The 11,870-nt window shown below is 45.5% G+C and carries 8 protein-coding genes; 5 read left to right on the top strand and 3 right to left on the bottom strand.

Annotated elements, in window-relative coordinates:
* Positions 1-4: 4 nt before the first annotated feature.
* The 4 genes from nagB (at position 5) to MHB43_RS26095 (ending at position 3,589) form a co-directional block, all read left to right on the top strand.
* Complete coding sequence (nagB, locus tag MHB43_RS26110) at positions 5-733, top strand: glucosamine-6-phosphate deaminase (protein WP_210109933.1); 729 nt, start codon at positions 5-7, stop codon at positions 731-733.
* On the top strand, positions 730-1,941 hold the full coding sequence (nagA, locus tag MHB43_RS26105) for an N-acetylglucosamine-6-phosphate deacetylase (RefSeq protein WP_405130744.1): 1,212 nt from the start codon (positions 730-732) through the stop codon (positions 1,939-1,941). Before nagB ends, nagA begins: the two co-directional genes overlap by 4 nt.
* A gap of 254 nt (positions 1,942-2,195) precedes the next feature.
* Positions 2,196-3,065 (top strand): hypothetical protein, encoded by an 870-nt coding sequence (locus MHB43_RS26100; protein ID WP_405130743.1) that lies wholly within the window; start codon positions 2,196-2,198, stop codon positions 3,063-3,065.
* A 152-nt stretch (positions 3,066-3,217) separates the two neighbouring features.
* Positions 3,218-3,589 carry a hypothetical protein gene (locus MHB43_RS26095; protein ID WP_405130742.1) on the top strand — a complete coding sequence of 124 codons (372 nt, stop codon included), beginning with the start codon at positions 3,218-3,220 and terminating at the stop codon, positions 3,587-3,589.
* 609 nt (positions 3,590-4,198) lie between these two features.
* Here MHB43_RS26095 and MHB43_RS26090 read toward each other — a convergent pair.
* The 3 genes from MHB43_RS26090 to MHB43_RS26080 all read right to left on the bottom strand — a co-directional run bounded on the left by MHB43_RS26090 (position 4,199) and on the right by MHB43_RS26080 (position 8,948).
* A complete protein-coding gene (locus MHB43_RS26090) occupies positions 4,199-5,785 on the bottom strand; it encodes an oleate hydratase (RefSeq protein WP_405130741.1) in 1,587 nt (528 codons plus the stop codon).
* 154 nt (positions 5,786-5,939) lie between these two features.
* Positions 5,940-6,575, bottom strand: coding sequence for a TetR/AcrR family transcriptional regulator C-terminal domain-containing protein (locus tag MHB43_RS26085; protein ID WP_405130740.1), 636 nt, complete (start codon positions 6,573-6,575; stop codon positions 5,940-5,942).
* Positions 6,576-7,592: 1,017 nt separating this feature from the next.
* On the bottom strand, positions 7,593-8,948 hold the full coding sequence (locus MHB43_RS26080; RefSeq protein WP_340387382.1) for a dipeptidase: 1,356 nt from the start codon (positions 8,946-8,948) through the stop codon (positions 7,593-7,595).
* A 215-nt stretch (positions 8,949-9,163) separates the two neighbouring features.
* Between MHB43_RS26080 and MHB43_RS26075 the strand changes: the two genes are divergently transcribed.
* Entirely contained in the window at positions 9,164-11,569 is a 2,406-nt protein-coding gene (locus MHB43_RS26075; RefSeq protein ID WP_405130739.1) for an AraC family transcriptional regulator, read from the top strand.
* The last annotated feature ends 301 nt before the right edge of the window (positions 11,570-11,870 follow it).

Below are 11,870 nucleotides of genomic sequence, written 5' to 3'. Positions count from 1 at the left end.
GAAGATGAATATACGCATTTTTGAAAATGAAGAAGATTTAAACGCCACGGGTGCTGGCCTCATTGCCAGCTTGTTGCAAACCAAACCACGGGCTGTATTGGGGCTTGCGACAGGAAGTTCTCCTGTGGGCATATATAAACAGCTTATCACGTTATATCAGAAGGGGCTTGTCAGCTTCTCACAGGCTTCTTCTTTTAATCTCGATGAGTATGTCGGACTTCCAACAGAACATCGCGAAAGTTACCGCAGTTTCATGAACGAACAATTATTCAATCATATCGATATAGATATTGCTAGAACGCAAGTACCTGATGGTCAGGCTGCAGATCTGGAACAGGAATGTAATTCCTATGAACAAAGGCTGGACGATCGTGGACCGGTAGACCTTCAACTGCTGGGCATCGGACATAATGGTCATATTGGCTTCAATGAACCGGGAACTGAACTTACAGGACGAACACATGTCGTGGATTTGAAAGACGAGACGAGAAAGGCAAACGCACGCTTCTTTGACAGCATCGATGAAGTTCCGGCTCAGGCGATTACGATGGGTGTCGGTACCATTTTGAAAGCAAAACAGATCCTGCTCATTGCCCGTGGAGAGGAAAAAGCCGAGATTATCCGCGAAGCGTTCATGGGGCCAATCACTACGGCCTGTCCTGCATCGCTATTACAATGTCATCCAAATGTGGTGGTATTGCTGGACCGTGCAGCAGGGAGGCTGGTGAGATGACCGAGGTGAATAGCCATGAACCTAGGAGCCAGCGTGATGAAAATAATTCTCTTCTTCAGGGCAAGCTGCTCCTTTCAAATGAGATATTGGAAGACGGTGTATTAGCCTGGAGGGATGGGAAAATCCTCTATGCTGGGATAGCGGAAGGTCTGTCTGAACAGATTAGGAAAGAGGCCTTGCCTGTACCTGTACCCGAGGGTGGTCTCATTGTGCCTGGATTCATTGATATCCATGTCCATGGTGGGAACGGAGAAGACTTTATGGACGCAAGCCCGGAGGTATTGGACAAGATCACTTCTTTTCATAGTACGCAGGGAACAACAGCGATGCTTGCGACTTCCATGACGGCTCCGAAAGAGCGCCTGGACAGCGTACTTGCCGAAGTCGACCGCTATCGTTCGAGTGAAATGCCCTATGCACAGCTTGAGGGTGTGCACCTGGAAGGTCCGTTTTTTAGTCCGAAATGGCCTGGAGCGCAAAATCCAGAACACATCATTCTGCCTGATGTATCCTGGCTTGAAGCGTGGGAGAAGCAATATCCTGGCCTAATCCGTCAAGTTACATTGGCACCGGAACGTGAAGGCGCGCTGGAAGTCATCTCGTGGTTACGTGAACAGCGGATTACAGCGGCACTCGGTCACACGGATGCGACCTATGAAGAGGTGGGGCGGGCAGTCGAGGCAGGACTGCATCATGCGGTACATACATTCAATGCCATGACACCGTTGCATCACCGGCTACCCGGGGCTGCTGGAGCCGTGCTGAGTGATCCACGCATCAGTGCTGAGGTAATTGCTGACGGCATTCATGTTCACCCTGCGGCGATATCAATCCTCGCTCAGCTGAAGCAACATACCGATCAACTCGTGTTGATCACGGATGCCATGTCTGCTGCGGGATTGGATGACGGGGAATACAAGATCGGCGACCTGCCCGTAATCGTGAAGCATGGCGAGGCCAGACTGAAGGACGGCGGCGCATTGGCGGGAAGCACACTGACGATGATTCGCGGTTTCCGTTACCTGATACAGGAAGTGGGCTTGAGTCTGAACGCTGCATCACGTGCAGCAAGTCTGACCCCGGCACGCCTGCTGGGCATTGATCACCGGACAGGCTCCCTGGCTCAAGGAAAACAGGCAGATATTGTTTTGCTGAATGCGGAGCTGGATATTGAGGGTGTGTGGGTGAAGGGTAGATCAATAATATAACATTTATTGTGATATTATTTTGTTCTAGTGGTTCAGCAATGAAAACTTAAGTACAAATAATATTAATAAAATCCAAAAAAGAGACAGAAAGTCTCTTTTTTTTACTTTTGTTCCAACTCTAGATGAATTTTTTGAATTCATCTTTTCTATTCCTGAAATAAAAATCCTGATAGGATAAATAAGTTGAATTAAAAATCTACATATAGTATATTCTTATTGAGTTTAATACTATATTTAGATTGTGAGGGGAACTGATGTCAATATTCGAGGCGGTTTTTAGAGATGCATATGCAGATACAGAGGAACTAATATTTGTCGATTCGATTGAAAAACACAAAGAATTTAATAGAGTAAGAAGTAGTATTTTTTGTACATATGAGAACTGTGAAGCCCAGTTAGAATATGTGCCTCAGGGAAAACGCAAAGCTCATTTTAAGACATGGCCCAAGCAGGACCATACTCCAGATTGTATTGATTATTTTGAACGAGAAAAGAAAGCTAGAGGGCAAAAGAACTCAGCGACCACAACCATGGCGCTTTCAGATAAGCATATTGCCGATGTGCTTAATGATATGAAGCGTAAACGGAAAAGCCAAGAAGATGGTTTCAATGGGCAAAGTAGAAAAACAAAGAAAAATAAAAAAAATAAAACTGTTGATCCTTCACAACCTTCAACCAATGGAGTTAACATTGTGCCAACTACAGGATTAGGAGCAGATATGCAGGAAGGCGAAGTTAAGGGTAAGTCACCATCTGTTAGGAGAAGAACTTTGTTACTCCTTAACGATGATGATATCGGGTTTACAAGGGCAATTCCTGATGGATTAATTGAGTCTATTGATATTAATACAGACAGGGTGGTTATCGCAATAAGTAGTGGTAGTAAATCTTGTAATATTTATTTTGAAGAGTTTTTCTTTTCATCGGCACCTGCTAATTTTATCGAAAGATTCAAAGATCTGGAGAAGATAGTTGATTTGAATATAAAATTAAATTTAAGTTGTGTTGGTGAAGTAGTTCGAAGAAATAATGAATTACATTTACTTGTAAACAAGCATATAGCTTTTAGAGTAGAAGATTTATATTTAACAATTTTTTTAGATAATTATAATCGCGGTCAATAATGGTAAACTTCGAGTCTAGGATCTTTTGAGAACATTTAGTAGTAAGCTGAGTTTCAACAATTACTGTCCCACAGGCAACACCTTGCACAATATGTTAAAATAGATCTCAAAAAGACGGGATCTGCGGATCACGCATAACGGAGGCGTGAAACATGGAACGTAACGCTATGCTCGAACATGATCCGTTCATCACAGTGTTGGCGGAGAAGTTGCACATACACGGATATTATGCCTTTTATGGCGAGCATTACAATGAGACCGATATGGAGCTGTACCGCAGGCATCTGTTCACATCATTCAGCAACATCGTATGGGTAGAGCTGGATGCACGCAAAAAGTATATGATTGTCGATCATCGTGGACGCAACACGGTCATGAAACTGATCGAAGGTATGCTGAACACACGTAGGACGCTGCGAGCGAATCAGGCCATGGCAGGTACGGACACCGCTGGAGTCCAGCAAGAAATTGCACACTTATCCAAGCTTGTGCACATACTGAAGTTCACAACATTCCGCACATAAGCGAAGTGTGATATGTAGGCTGTAACAAGTGGCGCGAGTAGCGCAAATGAATCTGTGAAGCCTTATTCCAATGATTTTGCAGTCATACAAAATGTAACGAATTTCAGACACGCTATTTAATGCAATTTAGCGATATTCTACTGCCCAAGCATGCATACAGCACAAATAAAGTGTCTACGATTCGTTAGATTTTCAAACCTGCGAGATTTCAAGTAATAAGGCTTGTGAGGTTTTTTAGACGACTGTTGTGCATTCTCGATTAAGGTCATGTGTGTTATGTGTCACGCTTAGATAGTAAACGAAAGAGAGAGTCCTGTCATCGCTGACGGAACGCTCTCTATTTTCTTTATACAACGACTTTTCAGTTCAGCAACAACCATATTCACTCATGGACTCGTTCAACGGGGATGCAAGCTTCTGAAGCTAACTCATGTAGTAACTCATATCTTACTAACTTGGCACAATCAATAGAATTAAGATAACAAAGCTTCCTAAAGATCACAAAGTTACTCACCGAATTCTATAGATATCTCCAAAGATCTATCCCCATCCACAGATCCATCCAACATTCCTTCATTCATCTAATGTCTGAATCCTCATGAAAAGTGGTCATCTAAACGAAGTCACAAAACTGCTGAACAGCGTCCGGACATCATACTGATACTGGTTGATCGGCTCAATTGGACGATTTTCTCCAAGTAAAGTGTATACCGCGATTCGTGCTGCTCGGACCGAATATTCTTCTGTGAATACCACGTCATCGGGAATCTCGCAGAATTGGCTAATGAAGGCCAGGTTAGTGGAGCCATCAGGCACAACCTTTGGTCGATCGCTGTTCAGTCTTGGCATGAATTGCGCTGTAATGTAAGGCATCATGCATGGAATACAGTTGGCGGTAGCCATGATGGCCTCTTGATGTTCCTGGAAATGAAGATGGCCGATTAACTCCTGCATAATCTCTTCCCCGGTACAATCGCACATTCTTTTTTTCACGTAGTCGCCCACGTTATCCGGGTATAATCCGTATCCCCAGAATACGTTGACATGCTCAGGCTGACCACGGAAGTGCGGTTGAAAGGCCAGAACGACAGACATGAACCAGTTGGAATCCTTGAAAGTAACCAGAGCGCCGGTACCTGCCCGGTTGCGTGTAAATTTCTCCATCAGATCAAAGAAAACCGAATCCTGGAAGGTGACCGTAAACGACTCCCATTTGGACTCATCCACATGATCATTAAAAGAAGAAGGGTTGCCTAGCAACGGTTTCTTGGCGGCAATGTTCTCCCACAGCTTCCATGAGCTGCCCTTGCCGTTCAGTTTTGGGGCGGAAGTCATGGAGCCGATATCGGCCCCTTCGGTCATCGAACCGTTTGTGACAATGACGAGATCACCTTCGAGGATGTCGATGACCTCCTCGGTACCGTCGCGTCTTACATGCATCCGACTTACCGTAATGCCCTCGCCGTCTTTGAAATCCAGATCGGTAACCGTGCATTTCAGCGTGAAATCTACGCCAAACGGCTCCAGGTAGTTATGCAATGGGAGGATGATCGAGTCATATTGGTTGAACGGTGTGCGGGTGACACCTTCCAGCGTTTGAATTCTTGGGAATTCGTGAAAAAAGCGAAGCATGTATCTTTTGAATTCCACGGCGCTATGCCAAGGTTGGAAGGCGAAGGTGGTCGCCCACATATACCAGAAGTTCGTTTTGAAAAAATGAGGGCCAAACCAGTCGTTGATTCGCAATTTCCCTAGCGTGTCTTCAGGAGTAATAATCAGTTTGCCCATCGCCAACCTGTCCGCCATATCAAAACCCATGGAGAGCACATCTTCGACCTTACCGTCACGGTTAATGAGCCGCGCATTGGAATGTGTGGGATTGGCATCGCCAAATTTGGTAATTTCCTGTCGGACAGATATGCCCGGACGGTCGATGGAAGGGATGGAAGCCAGCAACTCCCACAGATTCTCATAGGCCTCGTCATTGAGCATCCGTCCGCCACGGATGATATATCCTTGATCGGGATTACCAGCTCCGTCATTGCTGCCGCCAAGAATCGGCATTTCTTCGATAATGTGAATATGTTCTCCGGGAAAGTCACAATCTCTAACCAGATAAGCTGCACCCGCCAAAGATGCAATGCCGCCGCCTACAAAATAGACCTGTTTATTACCATGTTCTTTCTTCACGATCATTCGCCTCCAAAAGTTACTGTAATCACATCCCTAATGTAAACCTTGCAGGTCCCGTAAGGTATGATCAAAAGAAAGGGAGTGTCCAGTTTTTGGTCACTTTTGGAAAAGTGTCTAAAATCTAGGCTTAGATCACATACGAAAAAAGCCGCGCATCCTAATCAGATGGCAGCTTATTCTCATACTTGTGCAGTGCCCTCAGGACATTGCCTTCGATCAGCTCGCTGAGCTTCTCAATAATCTGTTTTGGCGGTTCTTGCATGTCGCCTCTCATCCACTGAATGATCAGCCCAGTAAAGGCCAGGGTATAGAAGTTGGCGACAAACTCTTTGTCTTCACTGCGGACCTTAATCCCACAGGCCAGCTCATCAATAACACCCATGATCAGATCATGAGTTACTTCATAGAGGTATACATCCAAGTGGGTGCGCCCGAGCGAGTTGAGCGTGTTGCAGCAGAACGTTTTGTTGTTCTCGATGTAACAAAAAATTTTATAGAATCCGTCCGTCCATGTGCTGTAGCTTCGGTACTCCGTAAGACTCTCCACCGCTTCAGTCTGATAGATCCACCCAAGTAGCGCGTAAATATCCTGAAAATGATAATAAAAGGTTTGCCGGTTCACGCCACAATGGTCAACCAGATGTTTGACCGTAATCTTGTTCAGCGGGGTGTGCTCCATCAGTGATTTAAGCGAGTGAGCCAGCGCATTTTTGGTTAGGTGAGAAGCAGACACAACATTCACCTCATCATTTTGGATTAGCTTGCTGGGGCGCAACAGCAGGTGAACACTCATGGTAAAAGCCCCGCGCCGAAGTCGCTAAGCACAAACAAGTCAAAACGCGGGAATCCCGAAAGACCCTCTCATCTACAAATGCCCATGTAGCAATCAACAATATCCGTTACCCGATCCACATCATACTCCATAAGGTTCATTCTAAATACTTAGTATCAATCGATTCAACCAAACAGCGGAAGAGCACCGCTTGAGTTATCTCTATCACAAATCCTTAAAGATTAATCGTCGTCTAAAACCAGTCACAATAAAGCAACCACGGTAAAAGCTGAAATCTAGTGAAGGAGACCGAATCAAAAAAAAGGACTATAAGGTCGCTTATGTTATCTCTAATATACTAAACCATTAAAACCGAGACCCCGTCTATAAAATCAGTCATAGGAACAACGATAACGAAGTTATCGAGAAAAAAAACGAAAAAAACGAAAAAAACGAAAAAATCTAAAAAGTGTTCAGCAGCCCATCGTTAAGGTAATCTATCACACTAACCCATCAAAGTGAGACCCAATCCTTCGAAGCAGCCGCGATAAGGCTCAGACGTAATGATCAATACACAATTCAAAGAAAGCCTATAGGGCTGCCATGTTGTTATCACTAAAACACTAACCCATTTAAAAGTAAGCCTTCATCGTCTCCATCATAAAAAGCAGCCATAAAAAAACTACAATTTCACCAAGAATCAAAGAATCAAAGAATCAAAGAACCAAAGAAAAAAACAAAAAACAAAGAATCAAAATCAATTCAAAAAAACGACCCGAAGGCCGTTCTTTGTTTTCCCCATTACACTAACCAATCAATAGTTAGGCTCAATCTTTAAAATCAGTCATGCGAGAAGCTGCAACGTAGTGGAGGGGACGAAATCGATTCTGAAGAAGCGGAGCGTTCGCCTTTATCGTCGGATTTTACCCTTTGAGAAGGGGAATCCAAAAAATCCGACGATAACAGCGATCTAAAGAACGATTCGGCCCCGGAACGTCCACTCAGCACGCTCTCATGAACTGGTTTTAAACACGATGATTACAAACTCTTCAAGAACTGAACAATCGTCAACAACCCTTTATCAAAGTTCTCCAGGTTGAAGTGCTCGTTTGGTGCATGCAGATTCTCATCCGGCAAGCCAAAACCCATCATGACAGCAGGGATTTCGAGTACACGTGAGAGTTTCTCAACAATTGGAATGGAGCCGCCATCTTTGGTAAAGAGGGCACGAACACCATACACGTGCTCATATGCATCTGCCGCTTTTTGCAGAATTGGATTGGAAGGATCGGTATTGAAAGCAAAAGCTTTCTCGATCTGTTTCACATGCAATGTTGCACCCGGTTGAACGTGAGCGCGCAGATGTGCTTCGATACGATCCAATACATGCTGTGGATCTTGATCCGCCACGAGGCGGCAGGTGATTTTGGCATGAGCTTCCTTTGGAATAACCGTTTTGCTGCCTTCGCCTTGGAAACCACCCCATACGCCGTTCAATTCCAATGTTGGACGAGCGCCAACACGTTCCACGAACGAGTAACCTTCTTCGCCGTACAATTGCTCCAGCCCGAGGTCTTGACGAAGCTGTTCCTCATTGAAGCCCTGTTTTACAAATTCTTCTCTCATCTCAGGAGACAGTGGCAGTACGCCGTCATAGAAACCATCTACACTTACACGGCCTTGCTCATCATGCAACGAAGCGAGCAGGGATACGAGTGCATGCAGTGCGTTGGGTACTCCGCCACCAAATGAACCGGAGTGCAAGTCGGTATTGGCTGTGTTCAGATCGACGTGAAGTGAGCATAGGCCACGCAGACCAGTGGAGATCGCCGGTTTTCCTTTTTCAAGCAGGGACGTATCCGAGATCAGTACCATGTCTGCACGCAGCTTGTCTGTATGTTCATTCAGATAGATGGGCAGGTTCGGGCTGGAGATTTCCTCTTCGCCTTCGATACAGAACTTGATGTTAACTGGAAGTTCTTTGTTTTCGGCGAGAATGGCTTCAACTGCCTTGATATGTAGGAAAATCTGTCCTTTGTCGTCCGTTGCACCACGGGCATACAGCTTGCCATCACGAACGGTAGGTTCGAACGGAGGCGTCTCCCACAGGTTAAGCGGATCAACAGGTTGTACATCATAGTGTCCATAGATCAGAGCCGTTGGTTTGCCGGGTGCATGCAGGTGATCTGCATAGACAATCGGATGTCCAGCCGTTTGAATGACCTCTACGTTTTCCATGCCTGCACGTGTGAGCGCATCTGCTGCCCATTGTGCTGCACGGTTAATATCCTCTTTATGCTCTGAAATGGCAGAGATACTTGGAATGGACAACCATTCATTCAGTTCTGCCAGGTGTTTTTCTCTATTTTGTTCAAAATAAGTCTGTTCTTTCATTAAAAAGGCCTCCTTCATGTTTGCTATATCTCATTGTAATCCATTTTGTCATGTTAATAAAACATTGGTTAAAAAAATGATCGGTTACAGATCGTTTCATTCACCTGAGGATTGTGCGTATAATACAAGAAAAGGATTTCATCCATATATTCTCAGGGGAGTTGAGGAAGTTTCCATGACAGTCAGACCCGATGCAAGCAGGCAGGTGAGCAGCGATGGAACCGACTAGGAGCGATAGAATATTTGGCAGATTCAAGCGATTATCCGATTTGAAGGCTGGAAGGCATAAAGGACGATTTTATCGAAACAGCCTCATGCTTATTTTACTCATTGCCAGCATTCCCGGACTAATCACAGGTATCGTCATGTATCAACAGGTTGTTGGCCGGATGGAAACCGAGTTCAATCAGATGCATCAGAACCAGATCGAGAACCGGGCACGTAATGTGGATGACCAGCTGGCTTATCTGGAAATGAACTTATCCCATTGGGCTTTTGAACCGAGGTTTGGCAATGCTTTGCGAACGCTTGATTTTGTGTATTATTTTAATGAAACGCAGGAGATTGTGACTACCTTATACGTATTACAAGGTTCCCATCCACTGATCAAGTCAGCACAGCTGTATTTACAGGAACCGAAGCCAATCTTGTTTAATCGGGATTATACCGAATTGAACGATGAAGCCAAAGTACAAGCATATGATCGATACCTTTCCATGGGGAACCACGTGTACTGGACAGACTGGGTTTCCAGCATCAACAGAGATACCGAACCTTCGACCAACGATAGTCCACTGCATACGGATGCAGGCAATGCACTTGTTCTGGTACATAAGATACCGGGGGAGAGCATTAATCCGTTTGGTGCACTGATCATCACGCTGGATAACGAGAAAGTTGCCAGTTTGTTGAAAACGCTTACTCCTTATGACGAAGGGTTAACGTTCCTTATGGATCAGGAAGGAAACACACTGGTTACCGGGAATCCGGGAACGCCGGGAGAGACTTCTGCTTTTGAGCAGCAGCTAAAAGAAGAAGTAGCCCTGCATGCGGGCAGCCGCTCATTCCTGTTCCGATATGAGGATCAGACCTATTCTGTCTCATATGGCTCATTGAGTCGGATTGATTCAGACTGGACTTACGTCTCCGCAGCACCTTTGACCTCAGTCACTTCGCCAGTCAAGCTGGTATCCAAAATCATCGTCATTGCGAGTGCAGGCAGTCTCATCCTGGGATTATTGTTATCCTGGTTTGCTTCCCGCCGCATCTATTCGCCTGTAGCACGGATGCTGCATCTGCTTACGCCTGGCAGAAATGAAACAACACCAACGGATGCCAAGCTGGACGAGTTTGAGCTGCTGGAGCAACAGTGGAACGAACTGACCTCCCGGAGTGTCACGGCACATCGCCAATTGCAGGAGCAGCTTCCCCATCTGCGCGACAGTTTTGTCTTACAACTTGTACAGGGCCATCTATATGCCTATAACGAGCAGGATCTTCAGCAGCGGATGCGTCATCTCGGATTTGAGCTGGAGGGTCAGCAGTATCTGCTGGTGCAGATGTATTTTACGGGGTACGAGCAGCTGCAAGGCAGATTTGGAAGCCAGGACACGGGATTAGTCACCTTTGCAGCAGTGAATATTACACAGGAAGTGGCGAAAAATTATTTCAGACAGATCAGTGTCATGAACTTTCATGACCTGTCTTCCGCCATGCTTGTGATTGCTCCCCGGGACGAACCTGTGAAATCACAAGCGCTGTTATGGGGACAGGAACTGGTGGAAGTCATTGGACGTACGCTCAAAATGAAGGTGACCTTGATGGTCAGTCGCCCGGCAGCTTCACTTCAGGAACTGCCCGGACGATTCGTTGAGATGGAACAGGCCGTGGCTTATCGCAGTGTGGAGGAAGGAAGTCAGATTCTCGATCTGGAGGATGAGGAGTGTTTCCGCAGAAATGAAGCAGCTTCCTATCCGCTTGGGCTGGAACGGGAGTTGTTACAGGCGGTCAGGCTGGGCAAACGAGCCGAAGCCGAACGTGTGCTGGAACAATTCATGAGTGAAATTACGCGGATGGGCAGTACCGAATTTCAGGTGCAACAGATGATGCTTCAATTGCTCGGTAGCATTCAGCACATGATGCTGCAAACGGGGGTCACACCTTATAAGCTGTTTGGTGGTTACAACATGTATGAGCAACTATCCGGTATTCGTGAACCTGTACAGATGAGGCAATGGATGATGAATGAGGTGTTCATACCGTATATACAAGAGGTTGAAGTCCGATCGCAGGAACCGCTGAAACTGGTGGTGGAACGAACGATGTTGTATATCGATACACATTACCGCAGCGACATTTCGCTGGAAAACTGTGCTGACGAGGAGCAGATGACACCCTATGCACTGAGTAAGGCTTTCAAACAGGTATCGGGCATCAATTTTATTGATTATCTGACACGTGTGAGAATGGATGCGGCGAAGCAATTGTTACGGGAGACAACGATGAAAATCAATGATGTTGCGGCGGCTGTGGGATATCAGCATAGTTATTTTAATCGGATTTTCAAGAAACAGGAGGGAGTTACACCGAGTCAGTATCGCGATCAATGGTTTGGACAATAACCGTTTATATCTTTGTCATTTGCAGACCGGCATTCAGCTTTAATGGATGTCCGGTTTTTTCTTTTTTTTACCGTGATACAAAGAAGGATAAACCCGCAAAAATGTGCAATTCTACCTGCTACGTTATGTGCAATTTCTTGTGAAAATGGCGTTATAGCGGGATTTTCGGTCATCATGCCACAGCAATGCAAAAAATGAAGGTTGCCGGAAAAAGATCGGCTGTATAGTCTGAGTATCAGGTTAATTGATAACGCTTACATTATTGAGGGAGGGGAGACATGATGAACGGGAAGACGGACTG

Origin of the sequence: Paenibacillus sp. FSL H8-0317 (genome assembly GCF_045040685.1) — a bacterium.
GTDB lineage: Bacteria > Bacillota > Bacilli > Paenibacillales > Paenibacillaceae > Paenibacillus.
This window is presented reverse-complemented; position numbering and strand designations above follow the sequence as displayed.

Bases quoted from the DNA above. Each gene is read 5' to 3' on its own strand.
- MHB43_RS26090 (WP_405130741.1), bottom strand. From the start codon at position 5,785: ATGATCGTGAAGAAAGAACATGGTAATAAACAGGTCTATTTTGTAGGC.
- nagB (WP_210109933.1), top strand. From the start codon at position 5: ATGAATATACGCATTTTTGAAAATGAAGAAGATTTAAACGCCACGGGT.
- MHB43_RS26095 (WP_405130742.1), top strand. From the start codon at position 3,218: ATGGAACGTAACGCTATGCTCGAACATGATCCGTTCATCACAGTGTTG.
- MHB43_RS26100 (WP_405130743.1), top strand. From the start codon at position 2,196: ATGTCAATATTCGAGGCGGTTTTTAGAGATGCATATGCAGATACAGAG.
- nagA (WP_405130744.1), top strand. From the start codon at position 730: ATGACCGAGGTGAATAGCCATGAACCTAGGAGCCAGCGTGATGAAAAT.
- MHB43_RS26080 (WP_340387382.1), bottom strand. From the start codon at position 8,948: ATGAAAGAACAGACTTATTTTGAACAAAATAGAGAAAAACACCTGGCA.
- MHB43_RS26075 (WP_405130739.1), top strand. From the start codon at position 9,164: ATGGAACCGACTAGGAGCGATAGAATATTTGGCAGATTCAAGCGATTA.
- MHB43_RS26085 (WP_405130740.1), bottom strand. From the start codon at position 6,575: ATGAGTGTTCACCTGCTGTTGCGCCCCAGCAAGCTAATCCAAAATGAT.